This is a genomic window from Nostoc favosum CHAB5714 (genome assembly GCF_020829495.1).
GTDB lineage: Bacteria > Cyanobacteriota > Cyanobacteriia > Cyanobacteriales > Nostocaceae > Nostoc > Nostoc favosum.
In genome coordinates, this window is the sequence record NZ_JAIVFQ010000024.1 from 11,968 (window position 1) to 30,434 (window position 18,467).

12 protein-coding genes and 3 pseudogenes are annotated in these 18,467 nt (G+C 42.2%); 10 read left to right on the forward strand and 5 right to left on the reverse strand.

The window, feature by feature from the left end; all coding sequences use genetic code 11:
• Positions 1 to 852 precede the first annotated feature (852 nt).
• Together LC586_RS17330 and LC586_RS17335 are read left to right on the forward strand one after the other, a co-directional pair.
• Positions 853 to 1,662: a phytanoyl-CoA dioxygenase family protein gene (locus LC586_RS17330; RefSeq protein ID WP_229485995.1), complete on the forward strand. Its 810-nt coding sequence runs from the start codon at positions 853 to 855 to the stop codon at positions 1,660 to 1,662.
• A 708-nt stretch (positions 1,663 to 2,370) separates the two neighbouring features.
• On the forward strand, positions 2,371 to 3,378 hold the full coding sequence (locus LC586_RS17335) for a glycoside hydrolase family 43 protein (protein ID WP_229485996.1): 1,008 nt from the start codon (positions 2,371 to 2,373) through the stop codon (positions 3,376 to 3,378).
• Between the two features lie 142 nt (positions 3,379 to 3,520).
• Here LC586_RS17335 and LC586_RS17340 read toward each other — a convergent pair whose 3' ends face one another.
• Entirely contained in the window at positions 3,521 to 4,267 is a 747-nt protein-coding gene (locus LC586_RS17340) for a DUF4142 domain-containing protein (RefSeq protein ID WP_229485997.1), read from the reverse strand.
• Between the two features lie 797 nt (positions 4,268 to 5,064).
• Here LC586_RS17340 and glf point away from each other — a divergent pair.
• The 6 genes from glf (at position 5,065) to uvsE (ending at position 15,749) form a co-directional block, all read left to right on the forward strand.
• Entirely contained in the window at positions 5,065 to 7,518 is a 2,454-nt protein-coding gene (gene glf, locus LC586_RS17345; protein ID WP_229485998.1) for a UDP-galactopyranose mutase, read from the forward strand.
• A gap of 592 nt (positions 7,519 to 8,110) precedes the next feature.
• On the forward strand, positions 8,111 to 10,423 hold the full coding sequence (locus LC586_RS17350) for a family 1 glycosylhydrolase (protein WP_229485999.1): 2,313 nt from the start codon (positions 8,111 to 8,113) through the stop codon (positions 10,421 to 10,423).
• 144 nt (positions 10,424 to 10,567) lie between these two features.
• Positions 10,568 to 11,554, forward strand: coding sequence for a UDP-glucose 4-epimerase GalE (galE, locus tag LC586_RS17355; RefSeq protein ID WP_229486000.1), 987 nt, complete (start codon positions 10,568 to 10,570; stop codon positions 11,552 to 11,554).
• Positions 11,555 to 12,279: 725 nt separating this feature from the next.
• Entirely contained in the window at positions 12,280 to 12,852 is a 573-nt protein-coding gene (locus tag LC586_RS17360) for a hypothetical protein (protein ID WP_229486001.1), read from the forward strand.
• 280 nt (positions 12,853 to 13,132) lie between these two features.
• Positions 13,133 to 14,446, forward strand: coding sequence for a ScyD/ScyE family protein (locus tag LC586_RS17365; RefSeq protein WP_229486002.1), 1,314 nt, complete (start codon positions 13,133 to 13,135; stop codon positions 14,444 to 14,446).
• Between the two features lie 346 nt (positions 14,447 to 14,792).
• Positions 14,793 to 15,749 (forward strand): UV DNA damage repair endonuclease UvsE, encoded by a 957-nt coding sequence (gene uvsE, locus LC586_RS17370; protein ID WP_229486003.1) that lies wholly within the window; start codon positions 14,793 to 14,795, stop codon positions 15,747 to 15,749.
• 196 nt (positions 15,750 to 15,945) lie between these two features.
• Here the strand turns inward: uvsE and LC586_RS17375 are convergent.
• Both LC586_RS17375 and LC586_RS17380 read right to left on the reverse strand, forming a co-directional pair.
• Positions 15,946 to 16,173: pseudogene (locus tag LC586_RS17375) on the reverse strand (chloride channel protein); the annotation flags it as partial.
• Between the two features lie 2 nt (positions 16,174 to 16,175).
• Positions 16,176 to 16,628, reverse strand: a pseudogene (locus tag LC586_RS17380) (RNA-guided endonuclease InsQ/TnpB family protein); the annotation flags it as partial.
• Between the two features lie 43 nt (positions 16,629 to 16,671).
• Here LC586_RS17380 and LC586_RS17385 point away from each other — a divergent pair.
• Complete coding sequence (locus LC586_RS17385; protein ID WP_229486004.1) at positions 16,672 to 16,815, forward strand: hypothetical protein; 144 nt, start codon at positions 16,672 to 16,674, stop codon at positions 16,813 to 16,815.
• Between the two features lie 86 nt (positions 16,816 to 16,901).
• Here LC586_RS17385 and LC586_RS17390 read toward each other — a convergent pair.
• Positions 16,902 to 17,762 (reverse strand): annotated as a pseudogene (locus LC586_RS17390) (chloride channel protein); the annotation flags it as partial.
• A gap of 201 nt (positions 17,763 to 17,963) precedes the next feature.
• Between LC586_RS17390 and LC586_RS17395 the strand changes: the two are divergent.
• Complete coding sequence (locus LC586_RS17395; RefSeq protein WP_118166258.1) at positions 17,964 to 18,161, forward strand: hypothetical protein; 198 nt, start codon at positions 17,964 to 17,966, stop codon at positions 18,159 to 18,161.
• Between the two features lie 80 nt (positions 18,162 to 18,241).
• On the opposite strand, the gene LC586_RS40695 is transcribed toward LC586_RS17395, so the two are convergent.
• Complete coding sequence (locus LC586_RS40695) at positions 18,242 to 18,364, reverse strand: hypothetical protein (protein WP_267921695.1); 123 nt, start codon at positions 18,362 to 18,364, stop codon at positions 18,242 to 18,244.
• Positions 18,365 to 18,467: the final 103 nt, after the last annotated feature.

Below are 18,467 nucleotides of genomic sequence, written 5' to 3' on the forward strand. Positions count from 1 at the left end.
GGAGCTTTTTTCTCCTTCCTCTGTAAGCAATATAACTTTATACATGTACTTACCTAACGCTATTTATCGCTTAATAGTAAACATAAAATACATCAAGCGCCCTAGTATTAGGACTATAAAATTAGGTATAGACTGTTGACTCGTGACATTATGGCACACATATCGTGAATATTTGCCAAGTCGGCAGCAAAAAATTAGGTAATGTTCCACATCTAAATTGCATTTACTAGGGGAGAAAACGCCCACCCCACAAGAGTTATGTTGAATTCGATTTTGCAAATTAACTCTGTTGCCCGGTAACGCTGGAAGTTTTTTTAACTAATTCTGGGGGTTTAAGTCAAGAACAACTCACAAGCGGGGGGGTCTAAGATTGCAAAATCCACATCAAAGCAGACTTTTGCTCCGGTTTGGCGCTAAATCTCCGTTACAAAACTTAATTAATAATTACAAATTATCTTAATTCCTGGATTGCGGAGTTGTAGCTAATTTTCAGCAGTCGCGGTATTGAATTTCTGGCGAAAACTCCCATCTTGGCGGCAAAGGCAGCAATTTTTGCCTTCAGTAGTTTTATCACCTCTTACTACACTTATAATATCACAATTTGGGCAGTGAACTGGCTTAAGAACCATTGCTGTATTTCTGATTCAGCACGTTACCTCACAACCGGAAAACCCTAGAAACTAATCAATATAAAGCCTTATCTAAAAAGAGATTCCGATAACCTAAGTCTACAAAAACTGATAAGTCAATTCCAGAAATGGTGCGCTATTATCGACGAACAATTGCAAAAGCTGCTGTTGAGAGTCCGATTTAAATTCGACTTTAACATGATAAATTGGCGAGGATAAGAAAATGGTTCAAAGTATAAGCAGAGTAAATAAATATACAGATACTGACCTAAACCGATTTGCCGAAGACCTGAATCGAGACGGAATTTGTGTGATTCGTGGTCTTTTTGATAAAGAATTGATTAGCGAATGGGCAAAAGCTTTTGAAAATTTATTCCGAGAGCGCCAAAATCAACCAGGTGGACTGGCTCCCCGTGAAATTGCCCGTTACTATCTAACGTTGCCTTGGGTTTCCCCCTTTGCTAACGTGGAAGTTTTCGCCAATCCGGTGATTATGGGTGTCCTTGAGCGAGTATTTTTTCAGGAATATGTGATGGTTCAGTTGGGAGTTGATCTCCCAGTACAAGGTTCGGATTATCAGGAAATCCACCGGGACTATCGCCCTTTGTTCTCCGACCAAATAGTAACGCCACTCTACGCCCTTGCGGTTAACTTCCCACTTGTGGAAGTAACGGCAGAAAACGGCCCGTTCCAGATGGCGCGTGGTACGCATATCTTGCCGCGTGAAGAGGGACTAAAGAAAATTGCCACTGGTGAAATTCCGATGGAATCTTTTTATATGGAGCTAGGGGATGCGATGATTCGGACACCTTTGGCGCTGCACCGGGGTTCACCAAATCGGACTAACCAGCCAAGACCGATGGTAGTTATGGGCTATGCTATGCATTGGTTACACACGCCGAAGGTAGATTTAACTCTCCAACGAGACTATTATGAGAACCTACCAGAGAATTTAAGGCAAATGATTCGTTGTCAGGTGGTGGAACAGTTGCCAAAGGAGAAGGTTGAAACTTACGTAAATTTTAAGTACTAATAAGTTATTCCCCATTTACAGCTATTTTAAGGTAAATATACCACGCCCTACGGGCACAGCAATGCTGTGCCCTTACGACAAATATGATTTTTCAAATCACCTATATTTTGTTTTTCTTGTCAATGCGTAATAGCCCTTTCAAGGTGGGTAAAAATTTTAGTCAATAAATTAATTCCTCTTTAACCTCTTTACTCTGTGTTCTTTGCGCCTCTGCGGTTAAATACAGCGTATTTCAGGTAAATAAAGTACACGGGTAGGGGCACAACATGTTTTGCCTCTACGATATCTGTACCTCACGCCTGTTGCAATCTGCTGTAAATCGCTTTTAAACCGCTCCAGACGCAGAGAGCGCTGAGAAAAAACAATCTTATTTTACGAGTCACCTTGGAAGGGGTAGTCTTATATCATGTTCGACTTAATACTTAGTCAAAAGCGAGCAAAGCGCACAATCCCAAACCTTTGCGATTGCTTCATTCCACTTCGTTGCATACCCTTCGGGAACGCCAAGGGCGAACGCAATGACATATTATAAGTGATTTGCCGAACATGATATTAGAGTTTTCGTATTTTTGTAGAGGAGTTTGGAATCATTCATACTCAAATTCAGCAATGCCGGACAATTCAAGGGCGCGAACCAGCATAAAGATAGTTGTTTTTGCGATCGCACTTCCTAAAGAATTGAGTTAACACGCTATAGCGAGCGCCGAGATGTTAACTTATACCAATCCAGTCTACAAAGGCTATTTTGCCGATCCTTTTGTTTGGGAATTTGAGGGTATATACTATGCGATCGGCACTGGTGCAGCCGAAGCAGAAGGAATGGTAGACGAAATAGCGGATTCTACTAACAAACTGCGTGTATTTCCTCTATTACGCTCCTTTGATTTCATCAATTGGGATTTTGTTGCTAACGCCCTGTTGCGACCAGACCCTTCCCTTGGGGATAATTTTTGGGCCCCGGAAGTTGCTTATTGCAACGGCAAGTTCTACCTCTACTACTCTGTAGGACACCAGGACAAGAATCATCAGTTGCGTGTTGCCACGAGCGATACTCCCTTGGGCCCCTATAAAGATATTGGTGAGCCACTTGTAGACCCGGAGTCTTGCTCCTTTGCCATTGACCCCCACCCATTTTGTGATGATGATGGACAGTGGTATTTATTTTATGCTTGTGATTTTTTAGACACCGAGGGCGGCGTGCGTGCTGGCACTGCCCTCTTTGTAGACCGACTCCAAGATATGACGAAACTTTGCGGTGTTGGGAAAGTCGTCTTACGGGCGCGTTCCGATTGGCAACGATTTTTAGCCAACCGATTGATGTATGGTGAGCATTTTGATTGGCATACCTTAGAAGGCCCCTGTGTCCGTAAACATGGAGGTCGATATTATTGCTTTTATAGTGGTGGGCGCTGGGAAACTGAGGACTATGGTGTAGATTATGGAGTTGCGGATAATGTGATGGGGCCTTACTCGGATTTCGGTAACGAAACGGGGCCACGGGTGCTGCGTTCGCTTCCTGATCGTGTCAAAGGGCCTGGACACAACTCAATCGTTGTCGGGCCCGATGGTCAGACTGAGTACATTGTCTACCATGCCTGGGCGGCGAACATGGATGCGCGGCGAATGTGCTTGGATAAACTCATTTGGACGCCAGATGGCCCATATTGCGAAGGCCCCACCTGGACACCACAAGCGATCGCCTGCAAATCAATTTGATTTCCAAAGATTAATACCAATTCACCAAAACCTTGACACATATAGATTTATCGTAGGGGCATGGCAATGCCATGCCCTTACCAGCCTATTTGTATCATTATTAAAGTGAAATGGTATGAGACATCGCCAATGGGAGAAGATTTTACCGATCGGTTCTTGTAGGTGTATTACCTTGAGGTATCCTAGTGCCTCCTCCTGTAGGTGAAGGATTGTTCTCAGGTAGGCTATCGCCTCCTGCTGTAGGGGAAGTATTGCCTTGAGGGGCTGATGCACCAGAATTATTAGGCAAATTATTATATCTTTGCGCAACCTCGCCAAATTGATATTTTGTGATGGCGCTAGCAGTGTTAAAGTGCTTCCTGATGGTTGGTAATCCTCGATTCGCTACTGCTACAAGGTCAGGGTTTTGTCCAAGCGCCGCTTCGCGTTGAAAAAGAGCTGCGTTCTCTAGATGAGCATTTACACCGCCCTCATCCATATACGCTTGCTCAAAGCGATCGCCCTCTAACTGAGACAGTCGCGCCAGTGATGCTTGAAATTTTGGCGCAGGAGTGGTGGGAGGAGTTACACCCAATCGTGAACCAATCCGTGTCAAGTCATTTTTCACCTGTGTTTGCTCTTGAATCTCTGCTGTGGCAAATTGTTTAACTTGAGGATTAGTTGAACGCTGCAATGCTAATTGCCCCAGCGCGATGTTACCTAAGCCTGCTTGACCTGCATCTATAAAGAACTGCCGATCAACCTCGTTAACTTGGGTATTTTGGGTTGGGGTTGTTCGATTTGTTTGAGCCTTCACAAACTCACTATTTGGAAGTAATGCTGAGTATCCCAATGAGACGAAAAATCCGACTGCAAGGAGAACAATAGTAACTAAGGTTCGTTTAATCATGATCAGTTCCTAATAAAGCTTGGCTCAACTAGCGTGTATTTCCATTAGCTCAAAATTTTTTTGGCGAGATTGATGATCCTGCAAAGAACTTGATATGTCTGGAAAAGTACGCTATTTCCAATAGTCTTCTCCTTGCGATAAATATCCATCTTTCTTGAGGTGTGTTTAGAACCCCAAATAAAAAGTAAATTTTTCTCAGATCGACTTTATCCAATCAAAAGATATAAACCATGTTATTAAGCAATTGCTCAAAAGTTCCAGTCCAAAGCCGGAAATTTGGACAATTTTAGGTAGTTTAGGCGAGCGGCAAAAAGTCTAAAGTTCTGATAGATATAGATTTTAATGTCTTTAATGCAAGAATTTTGAATTGTTAATGTCCTATTAGTTGAAAGATAAATATAATGGAAGCCTTGGCCGAACTGGTTTGATATCAGAATTATATTAATAATTTTTGGACTGGGCATCATCAGATATTTCTGAGCATTAACTATAAATGTAGTTGATACTTAAGTAAGCTCTATTTGTTATACTTGTACTTTACTTAGTTTTAATCTTTACTTACAAATATAACGCTATGTAAGCCTTTTGGCGTATATCTAATTATAGATTTAGCTAAATTTGACATATAATTCAGTATTCTTAACGTTAGAAATTTAATACTTAAGAATAATACAATAATTTTTAATTACTATATTTAGATAGATGAATATAAGATTAAAAAAAGCAAATAATAAGATTAATTCTTACCAGAAAGAGAACTTGTTAGTCCAACATTCTGCAAGTTGAGTTAATAATCTATGTCAAGCAATAAAGTGCAAGTACAAAACAACGGTGTGAGTCATATTGTGTCGCCAACGGTAAATGAGGCAAAATCATCGGAGATTGCGATTTCGCAATCGCTAGGGACATCAATAAATTTATCCTCATTTAACAAAAACTCTCGGTCAACAAAAGCTTTTACCGATACGCCTGATATAGTTTGCTTATCTCATCTGCGCTGGAATTTTGTCTATCAAAGACCACAACATCTTCTAAGTCGCTGCGCTCAAAAAAAGAGAGTGTTCTTTATTGAAGAGCCAATTTTTAGCCGGGAACCATTGGGGCGATTGGACGTTAGTGAAGACAAAAGTGGAGTGATAGTTGTTGTTCCATATTTACCAGAAGGTCTAAGTGAAGAAGCAGTAAACGCAGATATAAAAGTACTGCTGGATGGGTTATTTGCAGAATATAATATCTCTAAATACATTTGTTGGTACTATACACCAATGGCGATCGCATGGGCAAGCCATTTAGAACCTGAAGCTGTTATCTACGATTGCATGGATGAATTGTCTGCTTTTAAAGGAGCATCCCCTACTTTAAAGAACTACGAAGCAGAACTATTTCGTCGGGCAAACCTAGTATTTACAGGGGGACAAAGCCTTTACGAAAGTAAGGTAAACCAGCATGCAAACGTTTATGCCTTTCCAAGTAGTGTAGATGTAGCCCACTTTGGACAAGGAAGAACCCTTAAAGAAGAGCCAGCAGACCAAGCAAATATTCCTCATCCGCGCCTTGGCTTTTTTGGTGTAATTGATGAGCGGATGGATATTGAATTACTAGCTGGAATTGCCGAGGCTCGTCCTGATTGGCATTTAGTGATAATTGGGCCAGTTGTGAAAATTGACCCAGCAATTCTGCCACAGCATGAAAATATTCATTATCTCGGTAGTAAAGACTATAAAGACTTGCCTGCATATCTGGGGGGTTGGGATTTGGCAATGTTGCCGTTTGCGCGAAACGAGTCAACACGTTTTATTAGTCCGACTAAAACACCAGAGTATTTAGCCGCAGGTAAACCTGTAGTCTCTACTTCGATTCGAGATGTGGTGCGCCCTTATGGAGACTTGAAGCTAGTACGAATTGCAGACACTGCTGAAGAGTTCGTCGCCGCAGCAGAACAAGCATTGCAAGAAGATACTCCAGCATCAGGATGGTTGAGTCGGGTAGATGCATTCTTAGAGCAGATTTCTTGGGATCGAACTTGGGGATCGATGATGCAGTTGATAGATTCTGCGATCGCAACTACACCAGATACCACAACTAATGGTAAAAATGGGAAATCTCCCATCTCAACAGATATCCCAGAAGCACCAAGCATCATTACCAGAGACTTTATATTTGATTACTTAGTTGTTGGTGCAGGCTTCTCTGGTAGCGTTATCGCTGAACGCTTGGCGAGACATTCCGGTAAAAAAGTATTGGTTGTAGACAAGCGCAACCACATTGGCGGTAATGCTTACGACCATTATGACGACCACGGGATTCTCGTACATAAATACGGCCCCCATATCTTTCATACCAGTTCCCGCGAAGTATTTGAATACCTTTCACAGTTCACTCCCTGGCGTTCTTACGAGCATCACGTTCTAGCCAGCGTAGATGGTCAACTTGTTCCCATCCCCATTAACCTTGACACCATCAACAAACTCTATGGCATGAACCTCAATTCATTCCAGGCAGAAGAGTTTTTTCAGTCCGTTGCAGAACCGAGAGAAAACATCCGTACCTCTGAAGATGTAGTGATTAGTAAAGTTGGTCAGGAACTTTACGAAAAGTTCTTCAAAAACTACACTCGCAAGCAATGGGGACTCGATCCTTCAGAACTTGACAAAACAGTAATTGCCCGAATTCCCACCCGTACCAACCGCGACAGCCGATATTTCACAGATAGTTACCAAGCAATGCCCCTGCATGGCTTTACCCGGATGTTTGAGAATATGTTAAATCATCCGAACATTAAGGTAATGCTCAACACTGATTACCGCGAAATCGAGAAGGCTATACCTTGCCGCGAGATGGTTTACACTGGGCCAGTTGATGAGTTTTTTGATTGTCGCTACGGTAAACTACCCTATCGCTCATTAGATTTCAAACACGAAACGCATCACACCCCTGTGTTTCAGTCAGCGCCAGTAATTAACTATCCCAACGAACAACTCTATACCCGGATTACCGAATTTAAGTACCTAACCGGACAGGAACACTCGAAAACTAGTATTGTTTACGAGTTTCCCAAGGCAGAGGGCGATCCCTATTATCCTGTACCACGTCCTGAAAATCAGGAAATTTACAAACAATACAAAGCCCTGGCTGAAACAACATCAGGTGTGCATTTTGTGGGACGGCTAGCTACATACAAGTATCTCAACATGGATCATTGTGTGGCGCAGGCTTTGGCAACATACAAACAAATAGCGGTTAAGGCTTAAGTTTCTTGATGTTGATTATGGGCAGGTATTGCTTAGGCTGCGATTTTTTAAAGTAGAGACGCAATCCATCGCGTCTCTACAGAAGTTAGGTTGGCAATTTTATGTGGCTGGCAGATGATTTAGTGGTTACTAGGAAACTGTTGGGCCTGAGTATTCCACTAATTGATTCTGAATTCTGTATTTTTCTTCATGCTTTTGTAGTCAACGATCCGCAAATAGTAGACATTATATATATCTGCGTTATCAAAACGCGGAAATATTAAAGTAGGATTTACGCAAAACTACATGCCGTAGGGGCAATTCATGAACATTAATGTCAACTTAACGTAAAAGTCATGTCCCGCAAGGAACTGAAGTTCCTTGCTAATAGCAAAAGTCATCTCTTGATGACTAAATATACCAAAAATCTTTAGTCTACTTCAGTAGACTTTAGCTAAAAGCCAAAGAACTTTAGTTCCAGGCGGGTGAGTCAGCTAACAGTTAAGCTATTTCTACCAATGATTCATGAATTGCCCTTAAGAAGAAAAAAGGGTTTCGGCTATTGTTTGCGTAAGTCCTGATAAAGGTAATAGAAGCTTTGGTTGTGTAAATTATGTCTTTTGTCTTTAACTCAAATAAAGACGCGATGAATAACGTCTTGAGAGAGAATAATTCACAACTCCCCTTGGAAGTGTGGGCTGGTGTAGAATGTACAGTTAATCGCGTGGGTGATGAGTATTTAGACCAGTTGGAACGCAACGGTCATGCAACGCGCTTAAATGATTTAGATTTGTTTGCAGAACTAGGGATAAAAGCCATCCGCTACCCTATATTGTGGGAGAAGATAGCACCTAATGGGCTAGAAAATGCTGATTGGTCTTGGGCGGATGAAAGACTAGGGCGCTTGCAAGAACTTGGCATCTGTCCGATTGTGGGATTAGTGCATCATGGTAGTGGCCCACGAGATACGAGTTTGGTAGACCCACAATTTCCAGAGAAACTAGCTGTATTCGCCCGTGCCGTTGCCGATCGCTATCCTTGGGTAACATATTACACGCCTGTAAACGAGCCACTGACAACTGCGCGATTCAGTGGAATGTATGGTCACTGGTATCCTCACGGGCGGGATGAGTTAACTTTCGCCCGTGCTTTGTTGGGAGAGTGTCGCGGAGTAGCCTTGGCAATGAAGGCAATCCGAGAAGTCAACCCTAGCGCTCAACTAGTGCAAACCGAGGATTTAGGTAAGATTTACAGTACACCGAAACTAGAATATCAAGCAGAATTTGAGAACGATCGCCGTTGGTTGAGCCTTGATTTATTATGCGGTCGAATCAACCCAACTCATTCAATGTGGGGTTACTTAAAGAATTGTGGTATTAACGAGGCTGAACTTGAGACATTTTTGCACAATACTTGTCCCCCTGACATCATTGGGATTAACCATTATTTAACCAGCGAACGCTTTTTGGATGAGCATACAGAAAATTATCCAGCTTGGACGCATGGCGGTAATGGACGAGACAAGTATGCAGATGTAGAGGCGGTGCGAGTTTGTGCTGAGGGTTTAGCAGGGCCGCATACATTGCTACTAGAGACATGGGAACGCTATCACCTGCCCCTTGCTGTCACCGAAGCTCATATTAGCTGCACCCGTGAGGAGCAGCTACGCTGGCTTTATGAGGTGTGGAATGCGGCGAAGGAATTACAAGCTGAGGGTGTAGATATCCGCGCTGTCACTGTTTGGGCGCTCCTTGGCAGCTACGATTGGAATAGTTTAGTCACAAAAGCTGACGGCTACTACGAGCCAGGGGTATTTGATTTGCGTTCGCGTAGCGTCTTTGAAGGAGAATCGCCACATCCTCGACCAACAGCGATCGCTAAAATGGTGCAGAATCTAGCAAATGGGCATCAACTAAATCATCCGCTACTTGAAACCCCTGGCTGGTGGCATCGACAACAGCGCCTGTTATACCCAACAGTCAGTTGTCGTAGGAAAAATTCCCAAATCTCGAAAACTGACGAGTCAACCAATAATCCAAAATCCAAAATCGTTCGACTGAGCGTAGCCGAAGTCCAAAATCCAAAATTGGTACGTCCCCTGGCGATCGTCGGTGCTAGAGGAACTCTTGGAAAGGCTTTTGCTCGGTTGTGCGAAGTGCGCGGAATTTCATATCACCTGCTGACGCGTCAAGAAATGGATATTACCGATCCTGCCTCTGTAGATGCGATGTTTACCCAGTTGAAGCCGTGGGCAGTTGTGAACGCGGCCGGATACGTGCGGGTGGACGATGCCGAACGTGAACCCCATGTTTGCATACAAGTGAACGCCGAAGGTCCAGCGATTCTAGCTGCTGCTTGTGCTGAACATAACGTACCGCTATTAACTTTCTCCTCAGATTTGGTATTTGACGGTGCTGTATCTAATCCTTATGTCGAAACTGATACCGTTGGCCCTCTCAATGTATATGGGTGCAGCAAAGTTTTGGCAGAAAAGTTGGTATTGCAGGCTTATCCCGCATCGCTGGTGATTCGCACTAGTGCATTTTTTGGGCCGTGGGATGAGTATAATTTCGTCACGATCGCCCTGCGTCAGCTTAGTGCTGGTAATAATTTCATTGCCGCAGAGGATGGAATTGTTTCACCTACTTATGTACCAGATTTAGTTCATGCCAGCCTAGATTTATTAATTGACGGCGAGTGTGGGCTGTGGCATTTGGCGAATAAGAGTGCGATCGCCTGGGCTGATTTCGCGCGGTTAGCGGCTAAACAAGCTGGAGTCAGTGTCAGCAATCTGATTTCTTTGCCCACAGAACAACTAGGTTTAACTGCTCCCCGCCCAACTTACAGCGTTCTTGGTAGTAGCCGAGGTGAATTTATGCCATCGCTTGAGAGTGCAATTTCTCGTTACTTGGAAGAAAGAATCTAATACCGCAAGCCGGAAGTCAAAAGGTCAAAACTCAAAAGTCAAAAGTTTTATATATCAAGGCTTTTGCAAGTTTTAAAATGGTAGCTTGATTTCCGCCGCGCTGTACTAGTAACTAAATTTTCTCTTTACCCCCAATCCCCAATTATGTCAACCATTTTAGTAACAGGAGGAGCCGGATATATTGGCTCCCATGCTGTATTAGCTCTGAAAAATGCAGGTTATGAAGTAATTGTTCTGGATAATCTGTCCAATGGACATCGTGAACTTGTAGAAGAAGTTTTGCAGGTCAAGTTGATTGTTGGCGACATGAGCGATCGCGCCCTGCTTGATAACATATTCTCAACTCATAATATAGAGGCAGTAATGCATTTTGCTGCTTATATTGCCGTGGGTGAATCTGTCACCGACCCAGCTAAATATTACCAAAATAATGTTGCAGGAACCCTGACACTTTTAGAGGCAATGCTTGCTGCGTCAGTTAAGAAATTTATCTTTTCTTCTACCTGTGCCCTTTATGGTGTACCAAAGTTTGTTCCCCTTACCGAAGAACATCCGCAAGATCCCATTAGTCCCTACGCTACTAGCAAGTGGATGGTAGAAAGAATTTTATCTGATTTTGATACAGCTTACAATTTAAAATCTGTACGTTTCCGTTACTTTAACGCCGCCGGTGCTGACCCCAATGGGTTGCTCGGTGAAGACCATGAACCGGAAACTCACCTCATACCATTAGTACTACTAGCTGCTTTGGGTAAACGCGAATCTATCTTTATTTTTGGCACTGATTACCCGACCCCAGACGGTACTTGTATCCGGGATTATATTCACGTAACTGATTTGGCGCAAGCTCATATTTTGGGTTTGGAATATCTGCTCAAAGATGGAGAAAGCGAAGTATTTAATCTTGGAAATGGCAGTGGTTTTTCCGTCAGAGAAGTGATAGAAACTGCTCAGGAAGTAACAGGCAAAAAAATCAAAATAGAGGAACGCGATCGCAGACCAGGCGACCCTCCTATTTTAGTTGGTAGCAGCGACAAAGCAACTAAAGTTTTGGGTTGGCATCCCCAGTATCCCAACGTGAAGGAAATCCTCACCCATGCTTGGCAATGGCATCAGCGACGACATAGATAAAGACAGCACGGTAAAGCATCTCAGTACATGAATAGAAAGGCTTTCAAACCCTCCTTCCCTACAAGCGAAGGAGGGTTAGGTTTCTGAGATTTTGGTGTTAGCAATAATACTTTTAAAGCATCCGAAATTGTTTAAAAAGTCGATTATGTATAAAAACATACTAACACATAACAGTAAATACGTAGACAAAGCACCATTGAGAGCTATGAGTAAAGCTTATCTTAGCAACTTGACTCCAGATTAGTTTGAATTGATGAGCGGGTTAATACCAAAGCTAAAACCCGGAGGTCGTCCCAATGAGGTGGACATATTAGAAAGGATGCTAAATGTTCAGATAGATAAATTTTCTGCCCTCCTAAATAAACCTGTGGAATTCTTAAATTCCCTAGAAAGGCAGTCCAGTACTAATAAAAAATTGACAAGTTTATCAAAAGATTATTCATTGCAACTGCATTTTAAATCCTGTAAATTCTAATGCCGTAGGGTCTGTTTACATTAATTTTTTAGTTTCAAAATCTTTAGATTGTCTTCTCTAGAGAACAATTCACACAATTGACCCGAATTGAGAAACTTTTGCAAAAGTACCATATTTCCGAAAATTGAATATTCGACTTGTTGTCAAAATCAATAGTTTTTGAGGTTAGAAGTTTGAAATGATACTTCGCTCACTCCAGGTGTGGCTAGTTCCATTGGTTCTCACTTTCACTAGCATTTGCTCAGATGCAATGAGAGCTACAGCACAAACCATATATCCATTTACTGGCAACTATCGCACAACAGTTAATATTGAGCCGATCTCAGGCAACGTTTCAAAGGTATTTGAGGTAGGTTTAAGTGATGATGCCCCGTATGATTTAGGACTATACGAGGGTCTAACATACTCCGTGCTCGATGCCAATGGAAATCTGACTTTTAATAATAATCCAGAGGTATTCGGCGTCCAAGGTTTCCCGCAGGGCTACATTGTATTTGGTAGTGGTACTAACAAGTTATTTGGAACAAGTGATGCTAGTGCTTCAGTGAATTTTGAAAATCTGACAGCGAAAGGTTCTGGCGTCGTAAATATCACCAATGGTGAAGGCATATTCAAAAACGCTACAAGCACACTATTATTTTCTGAAGAAGACATAGTTAATCTGGGATCAACTATTACCTTGAAGGGTCAGGCTTTAGTAAGCGGTTCTATCGAAGTTCCCCAAGAAGTTCCAGAACCAAAAACTATGACGCCACTGATTAGCATAGGTTTGATTGGAGCTAGTTTTATCGTGCGTCGGCGCTACCGTCGATTAGCTGGATGAACCGTGGCGTAATAAATGCAATATAGCGGTTCTCACTTAAATGAGGTATGAATAACGGTAATAACATACAGCAGAATTCAGGAGTAAAACACGCTTTATACCTGAGTAACAGACTTAGCTTGTGTACCTCACTTTCCTTGAAATCTGCTGTAAATGAATTTGTACCTTAGGCGACTGAGAAACGCTATATCTAAGAGATCATTGCTATAACGCACCATGTTATTGCAACCATTGGTTAATAAAAATACTTAATAAACCTCTACCCTATTTGGATTGTCCAATGCCTTTATCTTTAATTTATAAATCTGCTCTTAGTTTTACATTTATCACTGTTTGTCTTGCCGTTTTTTCTGAAATAAAACCAGCAAAAGCTGCGTCATTTAGTGTGGTTGCTGATGGTCTTGATAATGTCCGTGGTCTTAATTTTGCTCCTGACGGTAGTCTCTATATTACAGAGTCAGGTGTGGGGGGAGATGGGCGATGTATCCCCGGCCCTAGTTTGGAAGGTCTGCTTTCATGTGCTGGTACAAGTGGTGCTGTGACTAGAGTTAAGGATGGGAAACAAGAACGTGTAATTACAGGATTACCTTCAATAGCATTAAGACCTACTGGTACTACAGGTGAAGGGCCTCAAGATATCCAATTTGATCGCTTGGGAAATCCCTATCTTCTAATTGGGTATGCTGGTAATCCAACTATTTCCGATTTTCCAAAAAATTCTCCTAGCTGGGGACAGCTTTATAAAGTAGACCTGAAAACAGGTTCGTTGAAAAGTATTGCTGATTTGGCAAAATATGAATTCGCCAATAATGCAGATGGGGTTGATGTGCTTGATGTTAGCGGTGAAATAGCTAGTAACCCCTATGCTTTTACAATTAAGGATGATACTGCTTATATTGTTGATGCGGCTGCAAACAACGTTTTGACTGTGGGACTTGATGGAAGTGATTTAAAGTCACTAACTGTGCTTCCGACACAAAAGATAACTAATCCCATTTTCCCCGCTCCTGAGCCAGGGCAAGTACTACCTCCTGATGCGCCGCCATCTGGACAAACACCGCAGGAGATTGAAATTCAATCAGTACCTACAGGTGTTACATTTGGCCCCGATGGTGCAATATATGTGAGCGAATACACTGGTTTCCCTTTTCCAGAAGGTAAAGCGAGGATTTTTCGGATTGGAGTTGATGGTGAAACTACAGTTTACGCTGATGGTTTTACCCAACTGAGTGACTTGGCTTTTGATGCTGAAAGTAATTTATATGCTTTACAATATGGCAATGAACCACAGTGGAAAGGTATTTCAGATGGTTCTTTAGTGCAAATAGCCCCTGATGGAACTCGGACAACACTGCTGAGTGGTAATGGGTTAGAGTCTGCTACTGCCTTGACTGTTGGCCCTGATGGTGCTATTTACGTTTCAAATAAAGGCGATCGCCCAGGACAAGGACAAGTCTTGAGGATTGACACTACAAAAAAAGTTCCTGAACCGACTTCTATATTAGGCGTATTAGTAGCGTTTGGTGCATTAGGTGTTTGTTCATTCACCAAGCGCAGCCCTTCAGGGAACTCAAAATTGCAATCCTATAAATAATTGGGTCAACAAGGACATACTCCCTGAAACGGTAGAAACATTTGTCTACCTTGCTATGATCCAATACGCTTGGGTTAATGCTTCACTCTTTGTTAAAGTCAATTTTTTTAACGAACCGCAAAGGACGCAAAGAACGCAAAGGAAGAGAAGGAAGAAATTCCTAACTGAACTGTATTGTGCCACGATCCGAATTATAGCGAGACGATTGGCATAAAATTTTACCCCTTATAACTTTTCAAACAACCTCTAAGGCTTAAGACTTCATTCTTTAGGTACTTGTAAGGTAGTGGCAGAACTTGTTTAAATTAAAGAATGGCTCAAAATAGGCAACAGTTAGTATTAGCTAATGACCGTAATCGAGTTTCAAAATTTACCTAATTCACAGCAGTGCCAAAGAAGTATACTGCCCCATTTAGGGCTAGTTTGCATCACCTCTGACAAACAAGTGCGCTTTCGGACAATGACGCGCACCCGATATTTAAAACTTTCCCTTAGCGATCGCAAAAGTGCCCTAAGTGAACTGTATCGGCATAACTTACAGCGTTTGCATGACGCCCTTTCCTTTTGTGAGCAGAATCAAATTCAGCTTTACCGGATGTCTTCTGCTCTATTTCCCCTAAGTGACTTAGAAGACGGAATCGGCGCAAATATATTAGAAACAATGAGCGCTGATTTAGCAACAATCGGTCAACGAGCAAATGCATTGGGCATAAGAATGGTGTTGCATCCAGATCAATATGTAGTGCTGAGTTCTGATTCTCCCGAGGTGGTACAGGCAAGTATCAATAATTTAGCAGGACATGCACATATATTTGACTTACTCGGCTTACCGCGATCGCCTTGGTCATTGATGAATATTCATGGTGGCAAATCTCAACGTCCTGAACAACTAGTAAAAGTAATTTCCGAACTACCAGAAAATATCAAAACCCGCTTGACGCTAGAAAACGATGAATACGCCTATAGCGCCGACGAAATTTTAGCAGTATGTCAGCAAGCTGACGTACCGATGGTATTTGATGCCCATCACCATATTTGCCACGAAAATTTAGATAGCTACGATCATCCGAGTGTAGCATCCATGTTTTATGCAGCGCGAGAAACTTGGACAAATCCAGATTGGCAATTAGTCCATATTTCCAATGGTGAGCAAGCTTTCAATGACAGGAAACACAGCAACTTGATTACCGATATGCCCAACGTTTACCACCAAGCACCGTGGATAGAGGTCGAAGCCAAACAAAAAGAAGAAGCGATCGCACATTTGCGTTCTTCCTGGCTAATGAAAAATAGTTGTACCTAGATTAACACAATACCTAGCTAGTTTTGAAGATTTGTAGTAAGCACTTTAGTGCTTAGAAGATAAGGACTAAAGTTTTTACTACGAACTTACTTACTCATCAATTTCTCTTCTTTCCTTCTTCCTTTGCGTTCTTTGCGTCTTTGCGGTTCGTTCCTTTACCCTTCAAACTTCGCTTGACAGACTATCGGCTACCCTTTTATTCAGTAGCTTCTCTCTGAGACTTCAATTGAGATGCAATTAGGGGAACTTTGGGCGCGAGAAAAAATCCAATTAAACTGGCAAAAAGGATTGGCGTAAAAGGACTCAAATTAGCCAGTTTTGACAGTAGCAAAGTCGTACTTATAGGTGTGCGCGTTACGGATGCATTGATAGCCGCCATTGTACAAATCATCGCAAGGGCCGGATTAAGTCCCGGAATTAAGACTATTGACGGAACAAAGCCCAACCAACATCGTTAATTGATTTTGCAAGACAGTGATTTTTTACTAGCCCTTTTACATTTAAGTCTTCATAGGCTACTAAGGCGTTAGCCTTGCACACCGCACGTCCCAGTCTCTTGGAATGCTCATTACGTTGCCTACTTACTTTTAAATGTTTACGGGCATATCTTGCTCTTGCTATCCGTCGTTGGTTTTTACCTTTCTCTTTCTTGTATATCTGTCTTTGAGCGTGTTTGATACTTTTTTCAGCTTTCCTCAAGAATCTGGGATTAGGTTCATGGTGTCCATTTGAATCAGAGTAAAAATGCTCTAACCCCACATCTAGTCCAATCTCACCATCACCTATTCTTGGCTCTAAACTGACTTCTATATCCAAGCAGAATTGAACGTAAAAGCCATCCGCACGTTTAACGATCCTGACTCGCTTAATGGATTTGACTTAGATGTACTTTAAATATAGAGTAGGTTTTGGAGTATATCAAGTGGCTAGACAAAGAAAAATGCAGTTTAATGTGACTGAAGAGGAATATCAAATTATCAAGGAATACTCGCAGAAGAAACAACTATCTATGGCTGAAATCCTTAGAGATTATATTAAAACCCTCGCGCTACCTGCTAAGAAATAGCTCATTCCTCATGCATCTATTCTCTGTCTTGCCTGCGGCAAAAATTGATTACAGATGCAATCGTTAATCGCCACCTTGCATCCCCACCCTATAGAGGGATGGGGTATTACGGCGTTCTGATAAATGGGGCCCGGAATTCGAGCAAGCAAGTAATCGCAGCCCCGAAAAATGCCCATAAAAATCCATCCCGCCACCGCCCCGATGATGCCGAATATGATAGCGATCGCAAAATCATCAATCTTGTCTAGGTGGTACTGGGGAAAATACCAAGTGGGCGCAATTCCTAGATGTGTAATTGCTGCAAATACCAAATAACTAGCGCAACTCGAAACAATGGCTGGCATCAAGGCTTCGTAATATTCCACAATATGCTGATGGTGTAAAATCTCCAGGGCGAACATTGCACCGCCAAGAGGTGCGCCAAACAAGGCAGTGAAGCCAGCCGCCATCGCTGCTAAACTCATGGTTCTGAGGTCTTCACCCTGGAGTTTTAAGCGATCGGCAACCCAAGTACCAAAAGAACCTGTTACCTGCACCAGTGGTGCTTCTGGGCCAGCACTACCGCCTGCCGATATGCTGATTAGAGAAGCAAGAATCATTGAGGGATTTTTCCGAGCATCTAGGCGTCCGCCACGAAAATGGATATTATCAACAATCACGGCGATTTCACCGGGATTTCCCAAAAAATGAATCACCAGCCCAATAACTAAACCGGCTAGTGGCATCACTATCAGAAGGTTAAAGCTTTCAAATCGTTGCAGATGGTGAGTTAAAAGTTCTAAAACATTCCAGTACAACGCAGCAAATAGACCACCAGCAGTGCCCACAACTACCCAGCGGATCACCCACTGCGAAATCATCAAGGGATTACGTTTTACCAGTCCAAAAAGTTGAGCAAATGTCCAGCGTTGAGTTTGATTGGTAGCGGGGGGCTTTTTTGGTAACACTGCTTATTTCCTATTTGTGAAACGGAGAATACAGAATATTTACGTTTTTTATAGTAAAGCTATTTAGTTTAGTGAATCATCTTTGGTCTACAAGGGGTTATCCCTTTTCTTACCCACCACTGTGTGAAATTAAGTCTCAAGATAGTGTGTACCTCATCACAAAAGAACTTAAGCTTGGCGTATAAGTTTGGGGAAATAGTGATGAATAAGGAAACAGTTCCTAGTCAAGCTGAAAAGTCTAGTCCAGAAGGCGATCCATCGCAACTAGATCCAGAGGTACTGGACAAAATCAAACACCCTGCGAGAATAGACGATGTTATTCGGGAGCAATCACCAGAAGAACGTAAAAGTAACCCAGCTTTAGTACCGGAAATGATCGATGATCCAACTGATGATTGATTGGGTTTGCGAAAAAGTAATCAAAATGCTCTGATTCCCGACTTCTCTAAAAAGTCGGGAATCTTGTTAGTAGTCTGTTGTTACCCAAGATTATACAGTTCTTCCTGATATACTTCTGGCGTGTTGATGTCTAATAGCACAGCCGGAGTATCAAATTTCACTTGATGAATTACTGGATAAAATTCTTTGACAGTAATTTTCATATAGTATAGGACTTACGCATTGACAATGAATACCAAATATGGATTAAGGTTAAAAACCATATCTTTTGTAAGGGCTAAGCAATGCTTAGCCCCTACAGCATGG

Bases quoted from the DNA above. Each gene is read 5' to 3' on its own strand.
- galE (WP_229486000.1), top strand. From the start codon at position 10,568: ATGTCAACCATTTTAGTAACAGGAGGAGCCGGATATATTGGCTCCCAT.
- LC586_RS17340 (WP_229485997.1), bottom strand. From the start codon at position 4,267: ATGATTAAACGAACCTTAGTTACTATTGTTCTCCTTGCAGTCGGATTT.
- uvsE (WP_229486003.1), top strand. From the start codon at position 14,793: ATGACCGTAATCGAGTTTCAAAATTTACCTAATTCACAGCAGTGCCAA.
- LC586_RS17330 (WP_229485995.1), top strand. From the start codon at position 853: ATGGTTCAAAGTATAAGCAGAGTAAATAAATATACAGATACTGACCTA.
- glf (WP_229485998.1), top strand. From the start codon at position 5,065: ATGTCAAGCAATAAAGTGCAAGTACAAAACAACGGTGTGAGTCATATT.
- LC586_RS17360 (WP_229486001.1), top strand. From the start codon at position 12,280: ATGAGAGCTACAGCACAAACCATATATCCATTTACTGGCAACTATCGC.
- LC586_RS17395 (WP_118166258.1), top strand. From the start codon at position 17,964: ATGAATAAGGAAACAGTTCCTAGTCAAGCTGAAAAGTCTAGTCCAGAA.
- LC586_RS17335 (WP_229485996.1), top strand. From the start codon at position 2,371: ATGTTAACTTATACCAATCCAGTCTACAAAGGCTATTTTGCCGATCCT.
- LC586_RS40695 (WP_267921695.1), bottom strand. From the start codon at position 18,364: ATGAAAATTACTGTCAAAGAATTTTATCCAGTAATTCATCAAGTGAAA.
- LC586_RS17365 (WP_229486002.1), top strand. From the start codon at position 13,133: ATGCCTTTATCTTTAATTTATAAATCTGCTCTTAGTTTTACATTTATC.
- LC586_RS17350 (WP_229485999.1), top strand. From the start codon at position 8,111: ATGTCTTTTGTCTTTAACTCAAATAAAGACGCGATGAATAACGTCTTG.